Below are 24,489 nucleotides of genomic sequence, written 5' to 3'. Positions count from 1 at the left end.
GATGGCTGGACGGGTACTGCATGCGCAGCTGCATCTGCTCGACCGGCAGCTGATCGACCAGGCCGACGGTCATCTGGCCGGCAAGGTCGACGACGTCGAGCTCGATCTCGATGCCGACCCGCCGGTGGTGGCGGCGTTGATCTCTGGCCGGGCCGAGATCCCGGCAGGGCGGATCGCCGAGATCGAGACCGCGGTGACGATCTCGGCCGCCGGCCTCGACCTGGACTACTACGACGACTGGATCGAGCACCACGTCATCGACAAGATCCCCGGAGCCGGCGATGCGACTGAATGAGCTGCTCGGACGACGAGTGTTCGATGCCGACGGCAACGAGATCGGCGGTGTCGCCGACGTACGCCTGGTCCAGGACGGACCGTTGCTGATGTCGATGCAGCGCGCGCTCCGGGTCGACGGCCTGATCGTGGTAGAGAACCGCGCCACGCGCCTGTTCGGGTACGAGCGCCACGTCGGCCCCGAGCTCCTGCGCCGCCTGGTCCATGCACGACTCGGCAGCGTCTGGTACCTGCCCTGGAACGAGGTCGAAGCAATCACCGACAACACCGTCACCACGACGAGCCGGCGCGACGACCTCCGTCCGCTGGAAGAAATGGCCCGGTACTGATGCGGCTGCGAAAGAGTCAGGTCGACAAGTCGGGATTCCGTCGCCGGCGACGCGGGACTGGATTCAGCTACCTCGATCTCGACGGCAAGACGATCAAGGACGTCGACGTAGTGGAGCGGATCCGGACGCTGGCGATCCCGCCCGCATGGGAGGACGTGTGGATCTGCCCGTACCCGAACGGGCACATCCAGGCGACGGGTACCGACGAGGCGGGACGGCGGCAGTATCTGTACCACGACGACTGGCGGACGGCGCAGGACCTCGTCAAGCACGACCGGGTGCGTGAGTTGGCACGCAAGTTGCCGGCGTTCCGCGAGGCGGTGGACGAGGACTTGCGCACGCGGGGTCTCGACCGGCGGCGCGTGCTGGCGGTGGCGCTGCGGATGCTCGACTACGGCGTCTTCCGCACCGGGAACACGCAGTACGCCGACGAGAACGGCAGCCGTGGTGCGGCGACTTTGCTGCGTGACGACGTCCGCGTGAGCAAGGGGAAGGTGGTGTTCGACTTCGTCGCGAAAGGTGGGCAGGAGCGGACGATCGTGCTCGACGATGATCGACTGGTGCAGGCTGTTCGGTCGCTGAAACGCGGTCGGCACAAGAACCCGCGGCTGCTGGTGTACCGCGACGACGAGGGCTACCACGAGATCGACGCCGGCATGGTCAACGACAGGTTCCACGAGCTGGTCGGCGACGACTACACGGTGAAGGACCTGCGGACCTGGACGGCCACGGTGCATGCCGCGGTGGATCTGGCCGACGCCGACCCGCCGACGACGAAGGCCGCGCTCAACACTGCTGTGAAGGAGATGCTCGCGGAGGTCTCAGAGCACCTCGGCAACACGCCAGCGGTCGCCCGCAGTTCGTACGTCGACCCTCGCATCATCGATCAGTTCGCCCATGGCCGGACGATCGCCAAGGTGATCAACCGGGTCGGCGACGATCTCGACGACGACAAGACCCGCGCGACCGTCGAACGGTCCGTCAACCGGATCCTGGACGAGGACAAGCGGTAGCGGTCATTCGGTGCACAGGCAGTTGATGCCGTGATCGATCCAGTCCTGGCCGGACCATTCGGGGTGGCGCTCGATCAGTAGCGACTTGACCTCGGTGCGGAGGTCGGACTCGTTCATTGCGGAGTCCCGTCGGCGCCACGTCTCGTCGCGGAGCTCGCGGAGGTAGTCGCCGACGGCGGTGAGGATCTCCGGGCCGCCGAGGTCGCCGTGACCCGGTACGACGATCTTCGGCGCGGTCGTGGTCAGTCGATCCATCACGGACAACCAGCCGACACCGGAGACATCGACGTCGTACGGCGGGAACCACGGGAAGATCGCGAACTGTCCCGTCTCGGCCAGATCGCCGGTGAACAGCACGCCTGCGTCCGGCACCTGGATGACCTGATCGCCCTTCGTGTGCCCGCGGCCGGTGGCGCGCAGCTCGACGATCCGGCCGCCGAGGTCGAGGTCGTGCACATCGCCGTACACCTCGTCGGGCACGGGGATCTCGACGCCCTCGAGCCGCTCGGCGATCGCCCCGCCGAACCCGCGGAACATCTCCAGGTAACCGGCGCCCTTGGCCTCCAGGTCGTCCGCCTGCGCGCGGTTGACGAGGTACGTCGCGTGCCCTGCGAAGACCTGCGCGCCGAACGCGTGCTCGGGGTGGAAGTGGGTCGTAGTCAGGTACAGCCGCCGCCCGCGCGCGACCTCGGTCGCCAGTGCCAGGACCTCCTCGGCGTTCGCGATGCCGACGCCGGTGTCGACGACCAGGACGGCATCGGTGCCGCCGATGATGCCGATGTTCGGCACAAGGTCGACCCGCTTGTTCGGGATCACCAGCAGGTCGGGCGCGAGCTCCTCGGCGTCGGCAACGCGGACGGCGGGATCGGGCAGCAGTACGTCGGTCATGCTCCCATCGCACCGCCTGCGCCGCTGCGGCGTCCAAGACCGATCCGGTCGCGGCGATACCGTGCGGGTATCGTCGCTGGTCATGGAGCTGCGCACCCTGCGGTACTTCGTCGCCGTTGCCGAGGAACTCCACTTCGGCCGGGCGGCGATGCGGCTCCAGATGAGTCAGCCGCCGCTGAGCCGCGCGATCAAGCAGCTGGAGCGGGAGCTCGGCGCCACGCTGTTCGACCGCTCCGCGGCGGGGGTCGCGCTCACGCCGGCAGGCGTCGTACTGCTGCAGGAGGCGCGGGCTCTGCTGGAGCAGGCTGATCAGCTACCGGCGCGGGTCCGCGGTGCGGTCAGCTTCACGATCGGGATGCTCGGGGACAGCACCGATCCGGGTGCGAGCCGGTTGGCGGCGGCGTATCGGCAGCAGCATCCGGATGTGGAGGTCCGGATCCGCGAAGCCGATCTCACCGATCCCACCTGCGGTCTTCGAGCGGGTCTCGTCGACGTGGCGCTGACGCGAGCGCCGTTCGACGAGACGGGATTGACCGTGCACGAGTTGCGGGCCGATCCGGTCGGCGCCGTACTGCGGGCCGATGATCCGTTGGCTCAGCGCGATCAGTTGAAGCTCGCGGACCTGGCGGATCGGCGGTGGTTCCAGTTCCCGGCCGACACCGACCCGATCTGGCAGTCGTACTGGAACGGCGGTCAGCATCGCGAGGGTTCGGTCGTGCGCTCGGTCCAGGAATGTCTGCAGGCCGTGCTCTGGAACGGCACGGTCGGGTTGAGTCCGCTCGGTCACAACCCGCCGGGCGAGCTCACCGTCGTACCGATCGTCGATCTGCCGCCGAGCCGGGTCGTGGTGAGCTGGAAGACGGGGGAGAGCAACCCGCTCGTGCAGTCCTTTGTTCAGCTCGCGTCCACCGCGTACCAGGGACAATGGCCCGATGAGCGTTCTTGACAAGTTCTCGTTGGCCGGGCGGACGGCGTTGGTGACTGGTGGATATCGCGGGCTCGGGCTCGCGTTCGCCACCGGGTTGGCCGAGGCCGGCGCGGATGTGGTGATCGGGGCGCGCGATGCCGCGGCGTCCAAGGAGGCGGCCGCGCGGCTGGCCGAGGCGACCGGGCGGACGGTGATCGGCGTCGGGCTCGATGTCAACGACCGTGCGTCCGGCCAGGCCGCGGTCGACGCTGCGCTGGAGGCGACCGGGCGGCTGGACATCCTGGTGAACAACGCCGGGACGTGTGTCCATCGGCCGTCGCTCGACATCCCGGACGAGGAATGGGACGAGGTGTTCTCGACCAACGTCGACGGCTTGTGGAAGCTCAGCCAGACGACCGCGCGCCACTTCACCACCGTCGGCGGCGGCACCATCGTCAACATCGGCTCGATCTCGGCACAGATCGTCAACCGTCCGCAATGGCAACCGGCGTACAACGCGTCGAAGGCCGCCGTCCATCAGCTGACCAAGTCGCTGGCGGCGGAGTGGGCGCCGCTGAACATCCGCGTGAACGCCGTCGCGCCCGGCTACGTGAAGACCGAGATGGCACCGGTCGACGAGCCACAGTTCAAGGCACGCTGGATCGACGACGCACCGATGCAGCGCTACGCCGTACCGGACGAGATCGCCCCAACCGTAGTCTTCCTCGCCTCGGACGCCTCCAGCTTCATGACCGGCTCAGTCGTGGTCATCGACGGCGGCTACACCCTTCACTAGGGCCGTAAGTGCGGTCGCCTCAGTCGGGGACGAAGAAGTTCATGTCTTGCCAGAGGGCGTCTACGTGGGAGATGGCGGAGCGGGTGCGTTGGGGGTCTATGGCTACCAGGGCGGCAGCCAGGCCGTAGGCGAGGCTGGTGGCGACTGTCATTGAGCGGAAGTTGGAGATGCCTTCGGCGGGGATGATGAGGATGTGGTCGGCGTGATCGGCCGCAGGGGAGTGGCGGGTGTCGGTGATGGCGCAGGTGGTGGCGCCGACTGTGCGGGCGAACCGCAGGGCGGCGACCGTCTGTTTGTAGTGCTGCCAGAAGCTGAACGCGACCACGCAGTCGTCGCTCGTCAGCCGCGCCAGCGCATTGGTCAGATGCGGCCCGCTCCGGTCCTCCAGGCTGATGTCGTACCCGCGACTGGCCGCCATCATCGCCAACCCCTGCGCGGGCAACGAGTGCGTCCCGGTAGCGACGACGAGCGTACGGCGGGCCGCGTGGATCGCCTCGACGACAGCCGCACCTTCCTCGTAGTCGAAGGACTGCAAACACGACTGCAGGTTCTCCGCATCCCGCGCAAAGGCGGACGCGAGTACGCCGGCGTGCCCCGTCGTCGGCGCGCCGGCCTCCACGTCATACCGCCGTACGACGTACATCGACCGGAATTCCGCCTGGAACTGCGGCCAGCCCGCAAACCCGAGCGACTGGGCGAACCGAACAACCGTCGCCCCGTTCACCTCGGCGCGCTCGGCCACCTCGGCGGCGGTCGCGTACGACGCGAAGCTCGGCTGCGTCGCGACCACATGCCGCACCCGTTCCGCCTTCGGGCCGAGCCGTGCGCTGCCGACCTGCTTGTCGAGCCACTCGGCCACGGAAGGGCCCTGGTCAGTCATCACCCCATTGTGCCGGATGCACGAAATATTGCACCAGGTCTTGCATGCACGAAATCATGCATCTACTGTCCTGAGTCATCCACCGACGGATGGAGGCTCCGATGACCGTGGAAATCTCAGCCGCAGGCCGCGTACTGCTGGACCGTCTCGAACGACTCCCGCTCTCCCGTCCGCACGTCAAACTGCTCCTGATGGGCGGTCTCGGCATCGCCTTCGACGGCATGGACGGCTCACTCGTCTCGTACCTGCTGCCGGCCGTGAAACCCCTCTGGCACCTTGCCCCGTGGCAGATCGGTCTGATCGGCAGCTCGCTGCTGATCGGCATCCTGATCGGTGCCCTGAGCGCAGGGATCACCGGCGACGCGATCGGCCGCCGCAAGGTGATGATGTACGCCCTGGCCCTGTACTGCGCTGCCACGCTCGTCGCCGCGTTCGCCCCGACCTGGGAGATCTTCTTCAGCGCCCGGATCATCGCCGGGATCGGAGTCGGCGCGGAAGCCGCGATCATCCCGGCGTTCATCGCCGAGTTCATCCCCGCCCGGTCGCGCGGTCTGCTGGTCGGATCAGTCGCAGGGTTCTTCTCCGCAGGGTACGTCGCTTCGGCGCTCCTCGGCAGGGTGTTCGTGCCGGCGTTCGACCACGGCTGGCGCGTCGCTCAGGTGGTCACCGCGCTGCCGGTGCTGATGCTGCTGTGGTGGCGCCGCGGTCTGCTGGAGTCGCCGCGCTGGCTGATCCAGCAGGGCCGGACTGCCGAGGCGACAAAGGTGGTCGACGCGTTGGAGGACGCCGTACGCGAATCAGGCAAGGACGTGCCGCCGGTCCCCGCGGCAGCCCCGGAGACCACGGTGTCCGTACCGCGGAAGCCCAAGCCCGGCGCGGGGCTGATCCTGATGTGGCAGAACGGCCTAGCTCGTCGTACTGCGGTGTTGTGGTTGCTGTGGATCTCGATCACGTTCGCGTTCTTCGGCTTCTTCACCTGGATCCCGTCGCTGCTCGTCGAGCGTGACCTCACGATCTCGAAGAGCCTGAGCTACGCGTTGCTGATCACGCTGGCGCAGGTTCCCGGCTACTACTCGGGCGCATACCTGAACGAGCGGCTCGACCGGAAGTGGACCATCGCGTCGTACCTGGCCGGAGGAGCGATCTCGGCCTTCCTGATCGCGAACGCGAGCAGCAACGGGCAGGTGCTCTTCTTCGGCATCCTGCTGTCGTTCTTCATGAACGGCACGTACGCCGGTCTCTACGCCTACACGCCCGAGGTGTACCCGACCGCGATCCGCGCGACCGGAATGGGAACCGCATCCGCGGTCGGCCGATTCGGTGGGATCACCGCACCGATCCTGATCGGCGTCCTGTTCACGTCGGTCGGATTCCTGGGCGTGTTCTCGATGATCGCCGCCGCGCTGCTGCTCGGCGCGCTCGCGATCCTGACGCTCGGCCTGTCGACCCGCGGGCGGCGGCTCGAGGATCTCGACCCGGAAGCCCAGGTCGAGCGCGCGAGTGCACCGATCATCACCGAGGCGGCGACGAGCTGACATGGACACCACCTTCGTGAATGCAACGGTCCTCGACGTCCGGAACGGACAGCTGGTAGAGGACCAGACAGTTGCCATCCGCAACGGTCGGATCACCAGAGACCTTGAAGCAACTGCTCAGGTGATCGATCTGCACGGGCGGACCCTGATGCCGGGTCTGATCGACTCGCACGTCCACGTCACCCAGGCCAGCGAGAGTTTCGCCGAGCTGACCTCCTGGCCGGCGTCGTACGCGACGGTCCGATCCACGCAGATCCTGAAGGACATGCTGCTGCGGGGCTTCACGACCGTACGCGATCTGGGCGGAGCCGACGCTGGGCTCGCGCGGGCGCTGCGGGAAGGTCTGATCGAAGGGCCGCGGCTGCTGTACGGCGGCCCGATCCTCGCCCCGACCGGGGGACACGTGCTCACCCGCATCTGCGACGGACCTGTCGAGCTGCGCCGCGCGATCCGCGAGCAGATGGCCCAGGGCGCGCACCACATCAAGCTCACGCTGAGCGGCGGCGTGGTCTCGTCAATGGCCCTGGACGCGCTGGCGTACTCCGAGGAGGAGATCCGGGCCGCCGTCGAGGAGGCAGGCTTCGGGCACGGGTACGTCGCCGGGCACGCGTACTCGGCCGCGTCGGTGAATCGTGCGCTGCGGTACGGCGTTCGTACCATCGAGCACGGGAATCTGATCGACGAGGAGAGCGTCTCGTTGTTCCTGGAGCGAGATGCGTTCCTCGTGCCGACGCTGGCGACGTTCGACGCGCTTCGGCGTAGCGGGGCCGAGCATCTGTCGCCCGAGGGCAAGGGGAAGCTCGACAACATTCTCGAGCTTGGTCTGCAGGCCTTGGAGCTCGCGGATCGTGCCGGAGTTGCTCTTGGCTACGGGACTGATCTGCATGGCGCCTTGCACGCTCATCAGCTCGACGAGTTCACGCTGCGGGCCGAAGTACAGAAGCCTGCGGACATTTTGCGGTCGGCAACAGTCGTCGGTGCGGAGATCGCTGGTCTGGTCGGGCAGGTCGGTGAGATCCGGGACGGGGCCTGGGCCGATCTGCTGGTCGTGGACGGCAATCCGCTCGAGGACATCGCCGTACTGACGGACCCCGAGCGACGGCTGCGCCTGATCATGCAAGGCGGCCGGATCGTCAAGAACACCCTGGACAAGGAGAACACCGATGTGCCGTGACCATGATGACGAGCTCGAGCCGCTGCCGAGCTCGATCAGCCGACGGGGTGTGATCGGCGGGGCGATCGCACTCGCCGGCGCCGGACTGGCGGCCGTCGGCCAACCCGCCCAGGCAGCAGGAAGTCGAGCGAGCGCCAATGGTCCCGGCGGTCGAGCGCCCGTGCCACCTCCCGTCGTGATCGAGAACGGTACGGTGCTCGACCCGCTCAGCGGGCGGGTCATCGAGGACGCCGTCGTCGTGCTCGCGGGCGGTCGGGTGGTGGCCGTTGGCAACCGTTCGCAGACTCGCAAAGCAGTTGCCCAGGCCAACGGTCGCGTCATTGACGTCGAGGGACGATGGGTGCTGCCCGGTCTGGTCGACGTACATGTGCACGAGAACGCGGTCGCCGATGCTCATGCGGCTTTGGTGCGTGGGGCAACAACCGTCCGCAGCGGTACGTCGGACTTCTACCAGGACATCGGGCTCCGCGCGCTGAAGCCGTGGGCACCGGGCGTCGTACCGCGGATGAAGGCGTCGGGTACTTTCGTCACCCCGGATCTCGGCAACACGATCCTCGGCGACCCGGCGCTGGCTCCGTTGGCGGGTGGGGTTCGTACGCCGGAGGCGTTGCGGTACCTGACGTCGGTCAACCTGGATCGCGGCGTCGACTGGGTCAAGACGCGGGTGAACGAGCGGGCCGGCGTACCCGAGCAGGATCCGCTGGTTCAGGTGTACGACTACGAGCAGGTCCGTGCGATCGTCACCGAGGCGCGCAAGCGTGGTGTCGGCGTGATGTGCCACAGCTACAGCGAGAAGGCGATCGATGATGCAGTTCGGGCCGGGATCAAGACGCTCGAGCACGGCGTGTTCGTGGGGGAGCGGACGCTGGAGCGAATGGCTCGCCAGGGCACGCATTTCACCCCGACGATGTCCGCGATCGGCGGGATGCGGGACTCGACGAACCCGATCCTGAAGCAGCGCGGCGAGGAGTTCTTCCCGGTCCTCCAGGCCGCCGTACGCCGGGCCGCCGAGCTCGGCGTGACCGTGGTGGCGGGCACGGACTCGTTCGGTCTGGACGTCGACCCGATCGGCGGCGAAGTACGCCTCCTGCACGAGGCCGGTCTGAGCGCCCTCGACGCGATCCGCGCGGCGACGACAAGCGCTGCGCGACTGCTCGGCCTCGGGTCGTCGGTCGGGCGACTGGCGCGCGGGTACGCGTCCGACGCCATCGTCGTAGATGAGAGCCCGCTCGACAACATCGCCGTACTCGAACAGCCGCACCTGGTGATAGCCGGCGGAGCGGTCGTGACCAGCTAGCGGGTGATGCGGTCCACCCGGCAGCCGGTCTGGTCGAAGATGTGGATCCGGGTCGTGTCCATGGCCAGGTGGATGCGGGAGCCGCGTCTGAGGTCCGCGTCGGCGGGAAGTTCGATGACCAGGTCGGCCCGGCGATGCGTGGGCGGCGGTAGTTCAGCCGGAGCGGTCGTGCGGCCGGATCGGATGCGGGAGAGGACCCTGGTCAGCAACGAGGCCGGAGCCATCATGTCCTGCGGTGAAACAGCGTGCATCGGCCTCGGCTGGCCGACCTGGTCGGGATTGACGGCCTCGATCCCGCACTCGACGAACGCGATCGACTGCTGCCCGTGGAACTCGAACGCGCGCAACGTCCCGGTCAACTGGTTCGCGACGTCCTCGTTGGTGATCACCCGGAAGGCGTTCGAGCGCGCGCCGACGATGACCTGGACGCCGTCGTGATGTCGCAGGATCAGCGAGCGGCGATCGCTTGGGTCGAGACCGATGGACTGGGCTCCGAAGTCGAGCGCCACCCGATGGTGTGCGGTGACGCGGACGGTCGCGGACAGCAGGTTGATCCTGGGCGCGCCGAGGAACCCGGCGACGAACGCGGTCGCCGGGTCGTTGTAGACCTGCGCCGGCGTACCCACGTCCTCGATCCGGCCGTCGCGCATCACCGCGATCCGGTCGGCCAGCGTGAGCGCCTCGACCTGGTCGTGGGTCACGTACAGCGTGGTGACGTTGAGGTCCCGGGTCATCGCGCCGATCTCCTGGCGCAGCTCGGTCCGCATCGTGGCGTCGAGGTTCGACAGCGGCTCGTCCAGCAGGAACACGTTCGGACGGCGTACGAGCGCCCGCCCGATCGCGACGCGCTGCCGTTGCCCGCCGGAGAGCGTCCGCGGCATCCGGTCGAGCACCGAGCCGATGCTGAGGATCTGCGCCAGGCCTGCGGCGGTCGAACTCGCGTCGTGGTCGTCCTGCCCTGCGATCTGGAGCGGGAACATGATGTTCTCGCGGACGGTCCGGTTCGGGTACAGGGCGCCGGTCTGGAACACCATCGCCACCTGGCGGTCCTTCGGCGGCAGCCGCGTCCCGTTCGTCCGGCCGAACCACACCTCGCCGGCCGTCACCCGCTCGAGCCCGGCGATCATCCGCAGCAGCGTCGTCTTCCCGCAGCCGGACGGTCCGAGCAGCACCATGAACTCGCCGTCGGCCACGTCCAGGGACAGCTCGTCAACAGCCAGGTGTTCCCCCTCGAACACCTTGGACACCCCGTCGAGCCGGATCGCTGTCATCACGCTTCTTATACGGGAAGACCAGGTTCACCGGCAAGCATCGGACCCTGTTTTGCCGGTACTTGCAAGCGGCACGATTGAGCACCTGACTGTTGCTGCAGGCAACAGATCGTGAGGTCTGATCAAACCTGGTTCTGCGTCACGCCGTTGACGACGACCGTGACGAGGTCGCCGATGCCGCCGTCCGGGGTGCGGGTGAGCTGGATGAGGTCGGCGCGGGCGCCTACTTCGAGGCGGCCGCGGTCGGTCAGGCCGAGGAGGTTGGCAGGGGTGGTGGTCGCCATCGTGACGGCAGTGTCGAGGGGAAGGCCGCCGGGGCCGGTGGACCAGCGGAGGCAGTCGAGGAGCGAGGCTCCGCTGCCGGCCAGGTACGGCGTACCTTGCAGGCGGAGGCTGCCGTCGGAGCCGACGGTGACTGCGCCGCCGACCGCGGTCTTGTAGTCGCCGGGGGCGCAACCGGCGAGGGCGGCGGCGTCGCTGGTGAGAACGCAGCGGGTCGCGCCCTTGGCCCGCACGAACGCGGCGAAGGTGTCGACGGGCAGGTGGTGGCCGTCGGCAATCAGCCCCGCGGTCAGCGTGTCCTCGACCAGCTGTGGCCAGATCGGGTTGTCGTGCCGGTCGAGCTGCTTCGGCAAGGCGTTTCCGAGGTGCGTCGACATCCGCCCGCCTGCGGCAGCAAACGCGTGAACCTCCTCCGCCGAAGCAAGCGAGTGCCCAACCGACACCACCACACTGCGACCGCCTGCCGCCTCCGCTCGCGGGGCGTGCTGCGGCCCCGCGAGGTGGCGGGTGAGTTCGAGGGCGCCTGTGCGTTCGGGAGCCAGAGTCAGGATGGCGATGGCGCCGGCTGCGGCCTTCTGCCAGCGGTCGAATTCGTCGGGGTCCGGGTCGCGGACGACGGCCGGGTCGTGTGCGCCGCGGGCGCCCTCGGCACTCGAGATGTACGGACCCTCGAGATGCAGACCGGGTACGCCGTACGCGACCATCGAGTCGGACGCGCGAGCGGCGGCGGCGAGGGTGACGAGGGCGGTTGTGGTCGCGTCGTCAGCGGAGATGATCGTCGGGTAGACCGTCGTGACCCCCTGCTGCCACAGGACGCGCACGAGGTCGGACAGTTCGCTCGCCGGGCGTGCAGGATCGTTGACATCCAACCCGGCATACCCGTTGAGCTGGATGTCGATCAGGCCCGGGAGCAGCAGTAGGTCGGGAGCACTCGGGTCGTCGGTGATCTCCTCGATACCGTCGGCGGAGTACCGCACCCGTACGCCGCGGCCGTCCGCCGTACGACCTTCCAGAACCTGAGTCATAGGTGAAACAACTACAGCTTGTTAGGTCGTTTGGCGAATGGGGTATTGGTATTCGGTGGCCCCGGGATGGTTCGTGATTGCTCTCGGCTCGCTGGTGTTGCTGACAGCGTGCGGAGGCGTCGGCGCGGCCGGAGCCCAGCCCACGGTGACCGCCACGACCACGGTGACCGCCACCCAGACGTCGACCGTCCCGGCAACCAGCGCGCCGCCACCTTCAGCTGCACGCCCGTCCGCACAGGCGGGCGTCGTGCCGAACGTCGTCGGCCTCAACCATCAGCTGGCCCAGGACACCATGCAGGCCGCCGGCTTCTACTTCCTCACCGAAGAAGACGCCACCGGCCAGGGCCGCCTGCTGATCAACGACCGCAACTGGGTCGTCGTCTCCCAACAACCCGCCGGCGGCACTCACGCAACTCCCGACACCAAGATCATCCTGCGCTCGAAGAAGATCGGCGAGTAGGACCCGCGCCCGAAGGCAATCTGCCCGAGTTCGTTCAGCGGACCTGACGGAGCGCTTCCGCGATCGACGCAGTGACCGGTACGCCGGTGGCTTCCAGTGACTCGCGGGTCATCGCGCCGGTCGAGACGAGCACGCAGTGTGTGCCGGCGGCTCGGGCTGCGTCTGCGTCGTCGACGACGTCGCCGATCAGTACGACGTCCGCCGGGTCGAGCTGCTGCACTTCGAGGTGGCGGACGAGGCTGTCGGCCTTCGAACCGCCGCCGACGTCACCGGGCAGGCCGTCGACGCGGGTGAAGTACGACGTCAGGCCGTACTTCTCGACCGTGGGCGTCAGCCGCGCGTGGAACCACATCGACAGCAACGACTGGGTGCCGGTCCACTCCCGCAGTACGTCGATGGTGCCGGTGGCGAGCTCGCACGTGTGCAGGAGCGCGTCGTACCGCTCGTGGTAGAGCTTGTCGACCCGCGCCCACTCCTCCTCGTCGAGTGTGCGCTGCAGGATCTGCTCGTACGAGACCCGCATCGGTCGCGCGTACGCCGCCTGCCAGCCGCTCCACGTGAGCTCCGGTCGGCCGAACCCGACACAAACCTCGTTGACCGCAGCCAGCACTGCGTGATTGTCATTGAGTAGCGTCCCGTTCCAGTCCCACACCACATGCGAAGCCTTCACCGGGGTAACTGTAGACGGGCCCTCAGACCGGAAAGGTGACGTAGTGGGTCAGATCACGGAACTCCCACAGGTCGTACCGGCGGACCCCGGGAAGCCTGTCCGACCCGAAGCAGCGGCCAGTCAGCGGACCTCGCGGGAGCTCGCCGAGCACCCCAGCACGTGGTCGCACGAGCAGGCCGACGAGGTCGTACGGCGCTACACCGAGCTGGCTCCGGTCTGGGACGGTGACCGCGGTGGTTACCGCTCTGTCCCGCTGACCGACGCTCTGCAGCGTGGTGGGCCGTGGCCGGCCGGCTTGTGCTTGGAGGTCGGCTGCGGGACCGGACTGCTCTCCGCACTCATCCAGGAGGTCTGGCCGAAGGTGGTCAGCCTCGATCTGACCTGGGCGATGCTCAGCCGATCACCTGCTCCGTGGCGTGTTCTGGGTGATGCGTCGCAGCTGCCCGCCGGAGACGCATCAGCTCAGGCGGTCGTGCTGGCCGACGTACCGCTGTTTGCTGATGAGGTTGTGCGGACGCTGACGCCGGATGGTGTGGTCGTGTGGTCCAACGCGCTCGGTGAGGACGCTCCGCACCACGTGCCGATCGAGACTGTGCTGGGCGCACTGGAGAAGGACTCGGGAGCGGACTGGTCTGCAGTGATGTCTCATGCGGGCTGGGGTTTGTGGGCCGTGCTGCGGCGAGGGGAGGCGGCATGACGGAGTTCCGGAGTGCGGGTGAGATCGGGGCCGGGTTTCACGCTGACGTGATCGCACCTCTCGTGGGAGACGTCGGGCATGCGGCGGGATTGCTCGGCTGGGGATCGGATGTGCTCGGGTACGACACCGAGCGTTCGACGGACCACGGGTGGGGTCCGCGGGTCGTGGTGCTTGTCGATGTGGGTGAGGTCGAGCGGGTGCGGAAGGCCGTCGACGACGGGATGCCGGAGGAGTACGCCGGGCACACGGTCCGCTTCGGCTGGGACACGCAGGAGCCGGTGCACCACGTCACGGTTGCGACGTTGGGGGACTGGTTGCGCGGGCACCTGGGGTTCGATGCGTCGGAGGGCATCGGGCTCACCGACTGGTTGACGACGCCGCAGCAGCAGTTGCTGGGTGTCGTGGCTGGTGAGGTGTACGCCGACGACGGGCGGCTGGCCGCCGTACGTGATGCGCTCGCCTGGTATCCGGACCAGATCTGGCGGTGGTTGCTGGCCTGCCAGTGGTCGCGGATCGCGCAGGAGGAGGCGTTCGTCCAGCGCACCTACGAGGTCGGAGACGAGCTCGGTTCGCGGGTGGTCACTGCTCGCCTGGTGCGCGACGTGATGCGCCTGGCGCTGCTGCAGTCGCGGACCTATGCGCCGTACACGAAATGGCTGGGTACGGCGTTCGCCCGTCTCGACCACGCCGACGGTCTGGACCAGGCGCTCGCCGACGCGACGGCAGCCGCTCGGTTCGAGGAGCGCGAGCAGGCACTCGTCACGGCGTACGAGTTGGTGGCGCGCAGACACAACGCGCTCGGCATCACCGAGGAGATCGACCCGGCGCCGCGGCCGTACTTCACGCGACCCGCTCAGGTGATCGACGCCGGTCGCTTCGTGCACGCGTGTCTGGCGACCGTGACCGACGAGGCGGTGGCGCGCTGCGGATTGATCGGGTCGATCGACCAGTTCGCGGACAACACCGACGTACTCAGCAATCCGGAGGCGTTCCGCAAGTTCGTCGCTGTCTATCGTTGAACGATGACCCTCGCCAGGCACGTCATCCGCTCCGTCACGACCACCGACCACCACTACGGCTATCTCCGCACGATCGGCCGCAACTCGTTCCTCGGCAGCCATGGGAACGGCGGCAAGCAAACGGTGTACGTCGTGGAGACCGACCGCGGCGCCACCGGCTGGGGCCTGCCGCTGTCCGACGCGGACCCGCGCGCCCTCATCGGTCGCAACCTGGCCGAGCTGATCGACCCGGACCGCGGCGTGATCGACCCGGCCGCGGAGTTCCTCGACTACCCGCTGCACGACCTCGCGGCACGGATCCTCGACGTACCCGTGTATGCGATGCTCGGCGGCCACGGCTCGACGCGGGTGCGCTGTTACACCGGCGGCATCTACTTCGACGACCTCGATCATGGTCTGGAGGCGATCCGGACCAACCTCGCCCAGGACCACGCCTTCGGCTTCCGCGACTTCAAGCTGAAGATCGGCCGCGGCCACCGCTGGATGGATCCGCTGGCCGGCATGGCCCGCGACATCGAGGTGACCCGGCTGACCCGCGAGCTGTACCCGGACGCCGGGATCCTTGTCGACGGCAACGACGGCTTCACCCTCAACGGACTGCTCGAGTACCTCGACGGCGTCGCCGACTGCGACCTGTACTGGATCGAGGAGCCGTTCCCGGAACGCCGGCCCGACCTGGAAGCACTCCGCGAACGCTTGCAGACCATGACGAACCGGCCCAAGGTCGCCGACGGCGAATACGACCCGAACGTTGACCACGTCCTCCGTCTGGCCCGCGAAGGTCTCGTCGACGTGGCTCTGATGGACGTCATCGGCCACGGCCTCACCGCTTGGCGTCGCACCATGCCGCAACTCGCCTCCGAGGCCTCACCGCATGCCTGGGGCGTCCCGCTCAAGACCCTGTACGCCGCCCACCTCGCAGCCGGCCTCGGCAACGTCCCGATCGTCGAAGGCGTCCCCGGCCCCGGCGCCTACACGCTCGAGGACGGGTACGTCGTCCTGTCCGAGGACCCGGGCTTCGGCCTCGCGGCTCCGTAGTCAGGTCAGCGGTTCGCCGCCGTCGACCCGGAGCGTCGTACCGGTCACGAAGGTGCTCGTCATCGCGAACAGGACGGTCTGCGCGACGTCGTCTACTGTGCCGATCCGCCGGGCCGGGTTGCGCGAGCTGATGTCGCGGAAGTAGTCGTCCTTGCCCGCGCCGAGTCCGTCCCACGCGCCGGTGTCGATCACGCCGGGGGAGACGGCGTTCACCCGGATCGGCGCGAGCTCCAAGGCGAGCGAGCGGGCGAGTACGTCGGCCGCGCCGTTGGTGATCGCGACCGCGAGCGTGCCGACGGCGATCTTCGCGGCTGCGACGCCGGAGAAGATCGTCAGCGAGCCGCCGGTGTTGATCCGCGGCGCGAGGTGCTTGGCCAGCATCAGCGGACCGATGACCTTCGTGTCGAACGACGCCCGGACCGCGTCCCGGTCCAGGTCCGCGACCTTCCCGCGGGCCCGGGCCGACGCGGTCGAGACGATGTGGTCGACAGTCCCGAGCCGTTCGCCGAGGGCCGCGATCGAGGCCTCGTCGGTCAGGTCGACGTACTCGGTGGTGATGCCGGGCTCACCGTCGTACGCCGCCTTCAGCTTGTCCTGGCTGCGGCCCGCGGCGACGACCTGAGCGCCTGCGTCCCGGGCGGCCAGGGTCACCGCCCGGGCGATGCCGCCGCCGCGGCCGACGACCAGAACTGTCATGCCTTGAAGTGTCATAACGCTTACCGAACACGAGAGCCGGACGGGTTCGCATCCGCCACTGGCTGGCCTCCGCGGTTTTGGACACCGTTTTCCGACGGCTGGTGGTTGGGCGTAAATTTGTCGCTCATGGCCATGTTCGACCTTTCCCTCGACAAGCTCCGCGAGTACCGGCCCGAGGTGGCCGCACCCGCCGACCTGGTCGATTTCTGGCGCCGTTCCATCGAGAAGGCGCGTACCGACGACCTGTCCGCCTCGTTCACCCTGATCGACAACAAGCTCGCGGTGATCGACACCTACGACGTCACCTACGCCGGCTTCGGCGGTACGCCGGTCAAGGGCTGGCTGCACGTCCCGGCCGGAGCCACCGGCCCGCTGCCGACCGTCGTGCAGTACCACGGGTACTCCGGCGGCCGCGGCTTCCCGCACGCGACCACGCTGTGGGCGCAAGCCGGCTACGCCCACTTCGTGATGGACACCCGCGGCCAGGGCTACGGCGCCGGCGGACTGGACAGCACGCCGGACGACACGCCGTACGCCGGTCTCAACCACACGCCGGGGTTCATGACCGCGGGTATCACCGACCCCGAGACCTACTACTACCGCCGGGTGTTCATCGACGCGGTCCGTGCGCTCGACGCGGTGAAGACGTCGCCGCTGGTCGACCCGGACAAGCTGATCGTCACCGGGGGCAGCCAGGGCGGCGGCATCTCGATCGCCGCGGCCGGACTCGCACCGATCGCCGGCATCGAGCTGCTCGGCTGCGCACCCGACGTACCGTTCCTGTGTCACTTCGAGCGCGCGCTGCAGATCACCGACAAGGACCCGTACGGCGAGATCACGCGGTACCTGAAGGGGTTCCGGCAGGACGTCGACGCGACGCTGCGGACGCTGAGCTACTTCGACGGCGTCAACCTTGGCCGGCTCGCGACGGCACCCGCGCTGTTCTCGGTCGCGCTGATGGACGCCACCTGCCCGCCGTCGACGGTGTTTGCCGCGTACAACCACTACGGCAGCGAGCAGAAGGACATCGAGGTCTACCAGTACAACAACCACGAGGGCGGCCAGACGTACCAGCAGCTGGCGCAGCTCGAGTGGTTCGCGCGGGTCTTCGAGGCGCGCGGCTAAAAAGCTCATCGATCGACCGATGAGTTTTCGGGGCGGCCGTCGTTACACGGTCATCGATGTCGGTCAGACTGGACCGACCGTGACCGCGGGAGGCCGCAGATGGACTGGAAACTCGAGCTCGTGATCGTGCCGGTGACGGACGTGGATCGGGCCAAGAAGTTCTACACCGACCAGCTCGGGTTCGCCGTGGACGTCGACCACAAGGTCGGCGACTCGTTCCGGGTCGTGCAGCTGACCCCGCCCGGGTCGGCGTGCTCGATCACGATCGGGATCGGGGTGACCTCGGCGAAGCCGGGCAGCTACCAGGGCACGCACCTGGTGGTGACCGACATCGAGGCCGCGCGGGCCGAGCTGGTCGACCGTGGCGTGGAGGTCAGCAAGCCGTTCCACTTCGGCGAGCAAGGCAAGCAGGACGGCGTGCACCCCGATCGCTCCGACTACAACACCTTCCTGTCCTTCGACGACCCGGACGGCAACAACTGGACCGTCCAGGAGGTCGGGCACCAGTCATGACGACGCTGGAAGAGGCGGCGTTCGCGGGCGATGAGGCCGCGTTCGCCGACCTCGCGGGGAGGCATCGGCGCGAGCTCCACGTGCACTGCTACCGGATGCTCGCGTCGTACGACGATGCCGAGGACGCCGTGCAGCAGACACTGCTCCGGGCCTGGCGCAGCCTCGATCAGTACGACGGGCGCACGTACTTCCGCGCCTGGCTGTACCGGATCGCGACCAACGTCTGCCTGGACGTCGCCCGACGGCATACCCGGCGCAGCACATCGCCCGGCGACATGGGCTGGCTACAGCCGTATCCGGACCGCTTGCTCGACGAGATCGCGCCACCGGCCGACCAGCCCGACGCCGTCGCGGTGGACCGGGAGACGATCGAGCTGACGTTCCTGATCGCGCTCCAGGCGTTGCCCGCTCGCCAGCGGGCCGCGCTGATAGCACGGGACGTCCTCGGCTGGTCGGCGTCAGAGACGGCCGGCCTGTTGGAGACCAGCGTGGCCGCGGCCAACAGTGCGCTCCAGCGCGCCCGCGTGACGATGCAGCAGCGGCTGCCCGCACGACGGTCCGACTGGAGTGCGCCACGCCCGACGGCCGAGGAGCGCGAGGTGCTCGATCGGTTCATCGACGCGCACCAGCGGTGTGATGCAGAGGCGGCGATCGCGATCGCGGCCGAGGACCTGCGGATCTCGATGCCGCCTGACCAGCTGACGTTCGACGGCCTGGCCGCGTGCCTGCCGTTGTTCGAGCGGGGCATGGGGCCGAACCGCGAGGGCGAGTGGCGGTTGGTGCCGACCTCGGCGAACCGGTTGCCCGCGGCAGCGTCGTACCTGATGCGTCCGGGGGACACGGTGTGGCGGGCGTTCAAGCTCGACGTGCTGTGGGTGCGCGACCACCAGATCGTCGAGATCACCACCTTCGGCTACTCCCGTTTCCCTGCCTTTGGCCTTCCGGACCGGTTGACCCCCTAATGTGGGTTCCATGCTGGGACTACCTGCGGGGATCCGGGCCTGTCTGTTCGACCTGGATGGTGTGTTGACCGACACCGCTGCCGTCCACGCCGCCGCGTGGAAAGAGATGTTCGACAAGTTCCTCCGCGAGTATTCGGCGCAGCACGGGATACCGTTCGTGCCGTTCGACGCGCGGGCGGAGTACGACGCGTATGTCGACGGCAAGCCGCGGGCGAACGGAGTCCGGGACTTCCTCGCCGCGCGCGGGATCACGTTGCCCGACGGTGCGGCCGACGATCCGCCGGACGCGATGACGGTGAACGGCCTCGGCAACCGGAAGAACGAGGCCGTCCAGCGCCGGATCCGGACCGAGGGCGTGCACGTGTTCGAAGGCTCGCGCCAGTACCTCCAGGCCGCCGAGCAGGCCGGACTCCGTCGCGCCGTGGTCTCGTCGAGCGCGAACACCCGCGAGGTGCTCGACGTCACCGGACTCGCGCAGTACGTCGAGCAGATCGTCGACGGCGTGACGATCCGGACCGAGGGCCTGAAGGGCAAGCCGGCGCCGGACACGTTCCTCGCCGCGGCCAAGGGTTTCGGCGTCGATCCGTCCGAGGCGGCCGTGTTCGAGGACGCGCTGGCCGGTGTGGCGGCCGGCCGCTCGGGTCGCTTCGGTCAGGTGATCGGGGTCGACCGCGTCGGCCAGGCGGCCGAGCTGAAGTCGCACGGCGCCGACGTGGTGGTGCGCGACCTGGCAGACCTGCTCGCCGATCACGGGGAGGGCAAATGATCGACAGAGGCCATCACCCGATCGAGCCCTGGCGGCTGCGGGAGACCCGGCTCGCGCTGGACAAGCTGGCCCAGTCGGAGTCGCTGTTCGCCCAGTCGAACGGCCACATCGGCCTGCGCGGCAACCTCGACGAAGGCGAGCCGTACGCGATCCCCGGCACGTACCTGAACTCGTTCTACGAGCAGCGCCCGCTCCCGTACGCCGAAGCCGGCTACGGCTACCCGGAGTCCGGGCAGACGCTCGTCGACGTGACCAACGGCAAGCTGATCCGGCTGATGGTCGACGACTCGCCGTTCGACATCCGCTACGGCTACCTGACCAAGCACGAGCGCTCGCTCGACTTCCGCACCGGCATCCTCGAGCGCGATGTCGACTGGACCTCGCCGGGCGGCAAGCGGATCAAGGTCCGCAGCCGCCGGCTGGTGTCGCTGACCCAGCGCGCGGTCGCCGCGATCGAGTACGTCGTCGAGCCGGTCGACCAGCCGGCCCGGTTCGTGATCCAGTCCGAGTTGGTCGCCAACGAGGCGCAGCCGAAGCTGTCCGACGACCCGCGTGTCGCCGCAGTGCTCGACAACCCGTTGAAGCCGGTGAGCCACGACGGCGGCGAGCACGGCGTCGTACTGATCCACCGGACCACGCGTAGCCAGCAGTTGATGGCTGCGGCGATGTCACACGAGGTGGACACCACCGTCCGGTACGCGATGGACCAGGACGTCCGTGAGGACTGGGCGCGCACCACGGTGATCGCGCACCTGCAGCCGGGCGAGAGTCTGCGCGTAGTGAAGTACCTGGCGTACGGCTGGTCCAGTCTGCGTTCGGAGACAGCGATCCGGGACCAGGTCGCGGCAGCCATCGCCAGTGCGCAGTTCTCCGGGTGGGACGGGCTGACCAAGCAGCAGGTCGATTTCCTCGACGACTTCTGGGACGGCGCCGACGTCGAGGTGCAAGGACATCCGGAGCTGCAGCAGGCCGTGCGGTTCGCGCTCTTCCACGTACTGCAGGCCGGAGCCCGCGCCGAGCGACGCGCGATCCCGTCGAAGGGTCTGACCGGTGCCGGGTACGACGGGCACACGTTCTGGGACACCGAGGGCTTCGTCCTCCCGGTGCTGACCTACACCATGCCCGACGCGGCCGCCGACGCGCTGCGCTGGCGACATTCGATCCTCGAGCTCGCCAAGGAGCGGGCCGAGGTGCTGGGCTTCAAAGGCGCGGCGTTCCCCTGGCGAACGATCCGCGGCCAGGAGTGCTCCGGCTACTGGCCCGCGGGTACGGCGGCGTTCCACCTGAACGCCGACATCGCCGAGGCAGTCATGCGATACCACACCGCCACCGCCGACGACGGCTTCCTCGAAGAGGTCGGGCTGGAGTTGCTGGCGGAGACGGCCCGGCTGTGGATCTCGCTGGGACACCACGACCGCGACGGCAAGTGGCACTTGCCCGGTGTGACCGGCCCGGACGAGTACAGCGCCGTTGCCGACGACAACGTTTTCACCAACCTGATGGCGGCGCGCAATCTGCGGTTCGCGGCGGAGGTCTCGGTCAAGCTGCCGGCCAGGGCCCGCGAGCTGGGCATCGACGCCGAGGAGGAGGCCGCCTGGCGGGACGCGGCCGCGGCGGTGTACGTGCCGTACGACAAGGATCTCGGCGTACATCCGCAGTCCGAAGGCTTCACCGGGTACGCCGTGTGGGACTTCGATGCGTACAAGGACGAGTACCCGCTGCTGCTGCACGCGCCGTACTTCCAGCTGTATCGCACGCAGGTGGTCAAGCAGGCTGACCTGATCCTTGCCACCTTCTGGTGCGGTGACGCGTTCACCGACGAGGAGAAGGCGCGGAACTTCGACTACTACGAGCGGCTGACGGTGCGGGACTCGTCGTTGTCCGCGTGCGTGCAGGCGGTGATGGCCGCGGAGGTCGGGCATCTGGACCTTGCGTACGACTATGCGTACGAGGCTGCGCTGATCGACATGCGGAATCTGCACCACAACACGGGTGACGGTCTGCACATGGCGTCGCTGGGTGGTGCTTGGAGTGCACTGGTGTGCGGCTTCGGCGGGTTGCGGGACCGCGACGGCCGGCTGTCGTTCGACCCGGCGCTGCCGATCGGGCTGGGCGGGCTGAGCTTCTCGATCCGGTGGCGGGGGGTCCGGCTGAAGGTCGAGATCGATCCGGTGGCGGTGAAGTACACCGTGCACAACGGGCCGGACGCCGAGATCACCTTCCGGCATGCCGGTGAGGAGATCACGGTCCGGGCCGACCAGCCGGTCATCCGGACGCTGGAGAAGCGCCGCCCGCTGTTGCCCCGGCCGCCGCAACCGCCGGGCCGCGAGCCGCGGCCGGCGATGGCGATCAACGAAGGCAGCTAGCCCGACCAGGCCGGCCTGGATCGAGGCCGGCCCGGTCGAGTTGGGCTTTAGCGGCTGATGGACGAGTTCTTGCGGCGGGCGGACAGCGACTCGGCCGTGCCGACCAGCAGCACCGACGAGATCACCGCGATGATGAAGCCGAACACGTTCAGCTCGAAGATGCTGCCGGTGCCGAGGATCGCGGCGATCGTGCCGCCGATCACCGAGCCGGCCAGGCCGAGCAGCAACGTGGCGAGCAGGCCGAGCTTCTGCTTGCCGGGCGTGAAGAGCCGGGCCAACGCTCCGATGACGAGTCCGGCGACGATGAAGCCGATCATGGCTGAAGACCTCCGAGGGGTCGAACGGTAGGACTCCAGTCTCCGGCCGCGGTGGGGCCGGCGGCAGTGGAGTTCTCCCTGACCCGACCCGGATCCGACCCTGGCTTCAGGTCCGTGCCGAGGTGACGACCAGGTCGCTGTTGATCTTCAGCCGGGGAGTCGCCTGGAGCTCGCTGAGTACTGCGGTCGCGAGTTGATCGGCAGCGTCCTGGTCGCTGTGCAACAGGGCCTGGTAGCTGTTCCGGCAGGGTGAACCGGGGCCGAGGATCTCGACGTACTGCTCGATGTCCGACAGCGTCGGCTTGCCCTTGACGACGTCCACGGTGCTCTTGGCGCACCTGATCAGCGTCGGCTGCGTCCTGGCGACGCTGTTCTTGGCGAGCAACTGGTCCGCGAGCGCCTTCGTCAGGAAGTACTCCGCGGTGGTCCCCTTGTCCTGCAGGTACCGCGCGGTGGCGAATTCCTTGAGGCTGTCGCTGAGCACGCAGACCGCCCATTGCGGCGGCACCGTGATGACCTGGGACTTCGGCATGAACACGGGGATGTCCAGGACCCCGGCCAGGCCGCCGCTGTTGTTGACGGCGATCAGTGCGGCCCTCGACGCCAGGTCGGTCGGGTTCTCCTTCGGCGCGGCGATCAGCCGGCTGGTGAAGCCCGCGTCCGGCATGATGATGACAGTCAGCCCGCCGATGTTCTTGAGCAGCAACGACGTACGGGTCGGGTCGGTGGTGGCGGCCAGCGCGACGCCGTCCACCTGCGCCTCCGCCGGGAGCTCCTCGGTTGAATGCGAGCAGTCGGACGCGGGCTTGACCGGACCCGTGGTCCGGGGGAGGACGATCGAGGGGGTCTCGGTCACCGGGCTCGACCCACTCGAACCTTCTGCGCTCGTACAGCCCGCCAGCGCCGGCACCGCCAGCAGAACAGCACAGGACATGAGTGCCCAACCACGTAGCGCCACGATCAACCCCCTGAACCCCGAGCCCCAGGTCCCCACCTCGCTCGGCCTTCGTCCCAGAATACTGTCCGAAGCGTCGCTTAGTCTCTCTTTGTGACCGTTCATCAGTTGTCGAAGCGAGATGCCAGGCGGCTGGCGGTGCGGGCGCAGCTGCTGACGAGTGAGCGGCCGGACGATCTTTTCGACGTCGTGCGCGGGCTGAACGTGATCCAGCTCGACCAGACGGCGTACGTCGCGCCGAACGCGGACCTGGTCGCGTGGAGTCGGCTGGGCTCGTCGTACGACGCTGCCGAGCTCGCGGATGCGCTGGCCACGCAGGAGCTGCTCGAGCTGCGCGGGTTCGTGCGGCTGCCGGAGACGCTGGCGCTGTTCCGGGCCCAGATGGACGCGTGGCCGTCGGACGGCGAACCGCTCGACTGGCAGCAGTACCGCGGTGACTGGGTGAAGTCGAACGAGGGCTGCCGGCTCGACATCCTCGAGCGGCTGCGCCAGGACGGCCCGCTGGCGATGCGCGAGCTGCCGGACACCTGCGTGCGGCCGTGGAAGTCGAGCGGCTGGACCAACAACCGCAATGTCTCGCAAATGCTCGAGTTCATGATGCAGCGCGGCGAGGTGGCGATCGCGAGCCGGGACGGACGCGACCGGCTGTGGGACCTGGCGTCCCGTATCTATCCCGACGACCCTGTTGTGCCGCTGGAGAAGGCCGCCCGGATCCGCGACGGGCAGCGGTTGCGGTCGATGGGGATCCTGCGAGCCAAGGGTCCTGCCTGCCCGGGGGAGCCGCTCGACGCCGGCGAGGCGGGGGAGCGGGTCGTCGTCGAGGGCGTGCGCGGCGAGTGGCGGATCGACCCGGAGCTGCTCGGCCGGCCGTTCACCGGGCGTACGGCGATCCTCTCGCCGCTGGACCGGCTGGTGTACGACCGGAAGCGGCTCGGCGAGATCTTCGACTTCGACTACCAGTTGGAGATGTACAAACCGGTCGCGAAACGCAGATGGGGGTACTTCGCGCTGCCGATCCTGCACAACGACCGTCTGGTCGGGAAGCTCGACGCGATGTCGGACCGCAAGGCCGGGATCTTCCGGGTCGACGCGATCCACGAGGACGCGCCGTTCTCGAAGACGCTGACCGCCGCCGTCCACCGCGAGATCCGCGATCTGGCGAAATGGCTCCGGCTGGAACTCGTGCTGAAGTCTTGACGAGAGCCGATGTTCAC

Annotated in this window: 26 protein-coding genes; 18 read left to right on the top strand and 8 right to left on the bottom strand. The window is 68.3% G+C overall.

Going from position 1 to position 24,489, the window contains the following annotated elements; genetic code table 11:
- Nucleotide 1: 1 nt before the first annotated feature.
- Genes FDA38_RS30960 through FDA38_RS30950 form a run of 3 tightly spaced genes read left to right on the top strand, consistent with a single transcriptional unit; the run spans nucleotide 2 to nucleotide 1,636 of the window.
- Nucleotides 2–295 carry a hypothetical protein gene (locus FDA38_RS30960; RefSeq protein WP_137257629.1) on the top strand — a complete coding sequence of 98 codons (294 nt, stop codon included), beginning with the start codon at nucleotides 2–4 and terminating at the stop codon, nucleotides 293–295.
- Nucleotides 282–623, top strand: a complete 342-nt coding sequence (locus FDA38_RS30955; RefSeq protein WP_137257628.1) for a PRC-barrel domain-containing protein — start codon at nucleotides 282–284, stop codon at nucleotides 621–623. The genes FDA38_RS30960 and FDA38_RS30955 overlap by 14 nt, the downstream gene beginning before the upstream one ends.
- Nucleotides 623–1,636 carry a DNA topoisomerase IB gene (locus tag FDA38_RS30950; RefSeq protein WP_137257627.1) on the top strand — a complete coding sequence of 338 codons (1,014 nt, stop codon included), beginning with the start codon at nucleotides 623–625 and terminating at the stop codon, nucleotides 1,634–1,636. The genes FDA38_RS30955 and FDA38_RS30950 overlap by 1 nt, the downstream gene beginning before the upstream one ends.
- Before the next feature lie 3 nt (nucleotides 1,637–1,639).
- Here FDA38_RS30950 and FDA38_RS30945 read toward each other — a convergent pair whose 3' ends face one another.
- On the bottom strand, nucleotides 1,640–2,524 hold the full coding sequence (locus tag FDA38_RS30945; protein WP_137257626.1) for an MBL fold metallo-hydrolase: 885 nt from the start codon (nucleotides 2,522–2,524) through the stop codon (nucleotides 1,640–1,642).
- An 82-nt stretch (nucleotides 2,525–2,606) separates the two neighbouring features.
- On the opposite strand from FDA38_RS30945, the gene FDA38_RS30940 reads away from it, so the two are divergent.
- Entirely contained in the window at nucleotides 2,607–3,470 is an 864-nt protein-coding gene (locus tag FDA38_RS30940) for a LysR family transcriptional regulator (protein ID WP_137257625.1), read from the top strand.
- Entirely contained in the window at nucleotides 3,457–4,227 is a 771-nt protein-coding gene (locus tag FDA38_RS30935; protein ID WP_137257624.1) for an SDR family NAD(P)-dependent oxidoreductase, read from the top strand. The genes FDA38_RS30940 and FDA38_RS30935 overlap by 14 nt, the downstream gene beginning before the upstream one ends.
- A gap of 19 nt (nucleotides 4,228–4,246) precedes the next feature.
- On the opposite strand, the gene FDA38_RS30930 is transcribed toward FDA38_RS30935, so the two are convergent.
- Nucleotides 4,247–5,107 carry a MurR/RpiR family transcriptional regulator gene (locus FDA38_RS30930; protein ID WP_137257623.1) on the bottom strand — a complete coding sequence of 287 codons (861 nt, stop codon included), beginning with the start codon at nucleotides 5,105–5,107 and terminating at the stop codon, nucleotides 4,247–4,249.
- A 101-nt stretch (nucleotides 5,108–5,208) separates the two neighbouring features.
- Here FDA38_RS30930 and FDA38_RS30925 point away from each other — a divergent pair, with 101 nt between their 5' ends.
- Genes FDA38_RS30925 through FDA38_RS30915 form a run of 3 tightly spaced genes read left to right on the top strand, consistent with a single transcriptional unit; the run spans nucleotide 5,209 to nucleotide 9,113 of the window.
- Complete coding sequence (locus FDA38_RS30925; RefSeq protein WP_137257622.1) at nucleotides 5,209–6,642, top strand: MFS transporter; 1,434 nt, start codon at nucleotides 5,209–5,211, stop codon at nucleotides 6,640–6,642.
- A 1-nt stretch (nucleotide 6,643) separates the two neighbouring features.
- Nucleotides 6,644–7,816 (top strand): metal-dependent hydrolase family protein, encoded by a 1,173-nt coding sequence (locus tag FDA38_RS30920; protein WP_137257621.1) that lies wholly within the window; start codon nucleotides 6,644–6,646, stop codon nucleotides 7,814–7,816.
- On the top strand, nucleotides 7,806–9,113 hold the full coding sequence (locus FDA38_RS30915; RefSeq protein ID WP_137257620.1) for an amidohydrolase family protein: 1,308 nt from the start codon (nucleotides 7,806–7,808) through the stop codon (nucleotides 9,111–9,113). The genes FDA38_RS30920 and FDA38_RS30915 overlap by 11 nt, the downstream gene beginning before the upstream one ends.
- Here the strand turns inward: FDA38_RS30915 and FDA38_RS30910 are convergent.
- Together FDA38_RS30910 and FDA38_RS30905 are read right to left on the bottom strand one after the other, a co-directional pair.
- A complete protein-coding gene (locus FDA38_RS30910; RefSeq protein ID WP_137257619.1) occupies nucleotides 9,110–10,384 on the bottom strand; it encodes an ABC transporter ATP-binding protein in 1,275 nt (424 codons plus the stop codon). The genes FDA38_RS30915 and FDA38_RS30910 overlap by 4 nt on opposite strands.
- A 122-nt stretch (nucleotides 10,385–10,506) precedes the next feature.
- Nucleotides 10,507–11,691, bottom strand: coding sequence for an N-acetylglucosamine-6-phosphate deacetylase (locus FDA38_RS30905; protein ID WP_137257618.1), 1,185 nt, complete (start codon nucleotides 11,689–11,691; stop codon nucleotides 10,507–10,509).
- A gap of 73 nt (nucleotides 11,692–11,764) precedes the next feature.
- Between FDA38_RS30905 and FDA38_RS30900 the strand changes: the two genes are divergently transcribed.
- Nucleotides 11,765–12,151 carry a PASTA domain-containing protein gene (locus tag FDA38_RS30900; RefSeq protein WP_137257617.1) on the top strand — a complete coding sequence of 129 codons (387 nt, stop codon included), beginning with the start codon at nucleotides 11,765–11,767 and terminating at the stop codon, nucleotides 12,149–12,151.
- Between the two features lie 34 nt (nucleotides 12,152–12,185).
- Here the strand turns inward: FDA38_RS30900 and FDA38_RS30895 are convergent, their stop codons facing one another.
- Nucleotides 12,186–12,821 (bottom strand): HAD family hydrolase, encoded by a 636-nt coding sequence (locus FDA38_RS30895; protein WP_202877906.1) that lies wholly within the window; start codon nucleotides 12,819–12,821, stop codon nucleotides 12,186–12,188.
- A 43-nt stretch (nucleotides 12,822–12,864) separates the two neighbouring features.
- Here FDA38_RS30895 and FDA38_RS30890 point away from each other — a divergent pair, with 43 nt between their 5' ends.
- The 3 genes from FDA38_RS30890 to FDA38_RS30880 are packed head-to-tail and all read left to right on the top strand — an operon-like array spanning nucleotide 12,865 to nucleotide 15,575.
- A complete protein-coding gene (locus FDA38_RS30890) occupies nucleotides 12,865–13,518 on the top strand; it encodes a class I SAM-dependent methyltransferase (RefSeq protein ID WP_170989929.1) in 654 nt (217 codons plus the stop codon).
- On the top strand, nucleotides 13,515–14,537 hold the full coding sequence (locus FDA38_RS30885) for a DUF4037 domain-containing protein (RefSeq protein WP_137257615.1): 1,023 nt from the start codon (nucleotides 13,515–13,517) through the stop codon (nucleotides 14,535–14,537). Before FDA38_RS30890 ends, FDA38_RS30885 begins: the two co-directional genes overlap by 4 nt.
- 3 nt (nucleotides 14,538–14,540) lie before the next feature.
- Nucleotides 14,541–15,575, top strand: a complete 1,035-nt coding sequence (locus tag FDA38_RS30880; protein WP_137257614.1) for an enolase C-terminal domain-like protein — start codon at nucleotides 14,541–14,543, stop codon at nucleotides 15,573–15,575.
- Here FDA38_RS30880 and FDA38_RS30875 read toward each other — a convergent pair whose 3' ends face one another.
- Complete coding sequence (locus FDA38_RS30875) at nucleotides 15,576–16,271, bottom strand: SDR family oxidoreductase (protein WP_202877905.1); 696 nt, start codon at nucleotides 16,269–16,271, stop codon at nucleotides 15,576–15,578. It abuts the gene before it with no gap.
- A 126-nt stretch (nucleotides 16,272–16,397) separates the two neighbouring features.
- Here FDA38_RS30875 and FDA38_RS30870 point away from each other — a divergent pair, with 126 nt between their 5' ends.
- The 5 genes from FDA38_RS30870 (at nucleotide 16,398) to FDA38_RS30850 (ending at nucleotide 22,003) form a co-directional block, all read left to right on the top strand.
- The gene (locus FDA38_RS30870) at nucleotides 16,398–17,396 is read left to right on the top strand and encodes an acetylxylan esterase (RefSeq protein WP_137257612.1); all 999 of its coding nucleotides are present in this window, start codon (nucleotides 16,398–16,400) and stop codon (nucleotides 17,394–17,396) included.
- 99 nt (nucleotides 17,397–17,495) lie between these two features.
- Nucleotides 17,496–17,909: a glyoxalase superfamily protein gene (locus FDA38_RS30865; RefSeq protein WP_137257611.1), complete on the top strand. Its 414-nt coding sequence runs from the start codon at nucleotides 17,496–17,498 to the stop codon at nucleotides 17,907–17,909.
- The gene (locus tag FDA38_RS30860) at nucleotides 17,906–18,871 is read left to right on the top strand and encodes an RNA polymerase subunit sigma-70 (protein ID WP_137257610.1); all 966 of its coding nucleotides are present in this window, start codon (nucleotides 17,906–17,908) and stop codon (nucleotides 18,869–18,871) included. The genes FDA38_RS30865 and FDA38_RS30860 overlap by 4 nt, the downstream gene beginning before the upstream one ends.
- Before the next feature lie 10 nt (nucleotides 18,872–18,881).
- Nucleotides 18,882–19,637 carry a beta-phosphoglucomutase family hydrolase gene (locus FDA38_RS30855; protein WP_137257609.1) on the top strand — a complete coding sequence of 252 codons (756 nt, stop codon included), beginning with the start codon at nucleotides 18,882–18,884 and terminating at the stop codon, nucleotides 19,635–19,637.
- Nucleotides 19,634–22,003, top strand: coding sequence for a glycoside hydrolase family 65 protein (locus tag FDA38_RS30850; RefSeq protein ID WP_137257608.1), 2,370 nt, complete (start codon nucleotides 19,634–19,636; stop codon nucleotides 22,001–22,003). The genes FDA38_RS30855 and FDA38_RS30850 overlap by 4 nt, the downstream gene beginning before the upstream one ends.
- Nucleotides 22,004–22,050: 47 nt before the next feature.
- Here FDA38_RS30850 and FDA38_RS30845 read toward each other — a convergent pair whose 3' ends face one another.
- Nucleotides 22,051–22,320: a GlsB/YeaQ/YmgE family stress response membrane protein gene (locus tag FDA38_RS30845; RefSeq protein ID WP_130449837.1), complete on the bottom strand. Its 270-nt coding sequence runs from the start codon at nucleotides 22,318–22,320 to the stop codon at nucleotides 22,051–22,053.
- 106 nt (nucleotides 22,321–22,426) lie between these two features.
- Nucleotides 22,427–23,176 carry a hypothetical protein gene (locus tag FDA38_RS30840; protein ID WP_137257607.1) on the bottom strand — a complete coding sequence of 250 codons (750 nt, stop codon included), beginning with the start codon at nucleotides 23,174–23,176 and terminating at the stop codon, nucleotides 22,427–22,429.
- Nucleotides 23,177–23,368: 192 nt separating this feature from the next.
- Here FDA38_RS30840 and FDA38_RS30835 point away from each other — a divergent pair, with 192 nt between their 5' ends.
- The gene (locus FDA38_RS30835; protein WP_137257606.1) at nucleotides 23,369–24,472 is read left to right on the top strand and encodes a DNA glycosylase AlkZ-like family protein; all 1,104 of its coding nucleotides are present in this window, start codon (nucleotides 23,369–23,371) and stop codon (nucleotides 24,470–24,472) included.
- Nucleotides 24,473–24,489 lie beyond the last annotated feature (17 nt).

It is taken from the genome of Kribbella jiaozuonensis (genome assembly GCF_005233875.1).
GTDB classification, from domain to species: Bacteria; Actinomycetota; Actinomycetes; order Propionibacteriales; family Kribbellaceae; genus Kribbella; species Kribbella jiaozuonensis.
Note: the sequence above shows the minus strand (reverse complement) of the source record. Positions and strands in the feature narration are given on the sequence as shown.

Excerpts from the sequence above, each read along its gene's own strand:
- FDA38_RS30940 (WP_137257625.1), top strand. The coding sequence starts at position 2,607 with ATGGAGCTGCGCACCCTGCGGTACTTCGTCGCCGTTGCCGAGGAACTC.
- FDA38_RS30850 (WP_137257608.1), top strand. The coding sequence starts at position 19,634 with ATGATCGACAGAGGCCATCACCCGATCGAGCCCTGGCGGCTGCGGGAG.
- FDA38_RS30865 (WP_137257611.1), top strand. The coding sequence starts at position 17,496 with ATGGACTGGAAACTCGAGCTCGTGATCGTGCCGGTGACGGACGTGGAT.
- FDA38_RS30875 (WP_202877905.1), bottom strand. The coding sequence starts at position 16,271 with ATGACAGTTCTGGTCGTCGGCCGCGGCGGCGGCATCGCCCGGGCGGTG.
- FDA38_RS30860 (WP_137257610.1), top strand. The coding sequence starts at position 17,906 with ATGACGACGCTGGAAGAGGCGGCGTTCGCGGGCGATGAGGCCGCGTTC.
- FDA38_RS30960 (WP_137257629.1), top strand. The coding sequence starts at position 2 with ATGGCTGGACGGGTACTGCATGCGCAGCTGCATCTGCTCGACCGGCAG.
- FDA38_RS30930 (WP_137257623.1), bottom strand. The coding sequence starts at position 5,107 with ATGACTGACCAGGGCCCTTCCGTGGCCGAGTGGCTCGACAAGCAGGTC.
- FDA38_RS30910 (WP_137257619.1), bottom strand. The coding sequence starts at position 10,384 with ATGACAGCGATCCGGCTCGACGGGGTGTCCAAGGTGTTCGAGGGGGAA.
- FDA38_RS30880 (WP_137257614.1), top strand. The coding sequence starts at position 14,541 with ATGACCCTCGCCAGGCACGTCATCCGCTCCGTCACGACCACCGACCAC.
- FDA38_RS30845 (WP_130449837.1), bottom strand. The coding sequence starts at position 22,320 with ATGATCGGCTTCATCGTCGCCGGACTCGTCATCGGAGCGTTGGCCCGG.
- FDA38_RS30905 (WP_137257618.1), bottom strand. The coding sequence starts at position 11,691 with ATGACTCAGGTTCTGGAAGGTCGTACGGCGGACGGCCGCGGCGTACGG.
- FDA38_RS30855 (WP_137257609.1), top strand. The coding sequence starts at position 18,882 with ATGCTGGGACTACCTGCGGGGATCCGGGCCTGTCTGTTCGACCTGGAT.
- FDA38_RS30925 (WP_137257622.1), top strand. The coding sequence starts at position 5,209 with ATGACCGTGGAAATCTCAGCCGCAGGCCGCGTACTGCTGGACCGTCTC.
- FDA38_RS30920 (WP_137257621.1), top strand. The coding sequence starts at position 6,644 with ATGGACACCACCTTCGTGAATGCAACGGTCCTCGACGTCCGGAACGGA.
- FDA38_RS30935 (WP_137257624.1), top strand. The coding sequence starts at position 3,457 with ATGAGCGTTCTTGACAAGTTCTCGTTGGCCGGGCGGACGGCGTTGGTG.
- FDA38_RS30955 (WP_137257628.1), top strand. The coding sequence starts at position 282 with ATGCGACTGAATGAGCTGCTCGGACGACGAGTGTTCGATGCCGACGGC.
- FDA38_RS30915 (WP_137257620.1), top strand. The coding sequence starts at position 7,806 with ATGTGCCGTGACCATGATGACGAGCTCGAGCCGCTGCCGAGCTCGATC.
- FDA38_RS30950 (WP_137257627.1), top strand. The coding sequence starts at position 623 with ATGCGGCTGCGAAAGAGTCAGGTCGACAAGTCGGGATTCCGTCGCCGG.
- FDA38_RS30945 (WP_137257626.1), bottom strand. The coding sequence starts at position 2,524 with ATGACCGACGTACTGCTGCCCGATCCCGCCGTCCGCGTTGCCGACGCC.
- FDA38_RS30870 (WP_137257612.1), top strand. The coding sequence starts at position 16,398 with ATGGCCATGTTCGACCTTTCCCTCGACAAGCTCCGCGAGTACCGGCCC.
- FDA38_RS30885 (WP_137257615.1), top strand. The coding sequence starts at position 13,515 with ATGACGGAGTTCCGGAGTGCGGGTGAGATCGGGGCCGGGTTTCACGCT.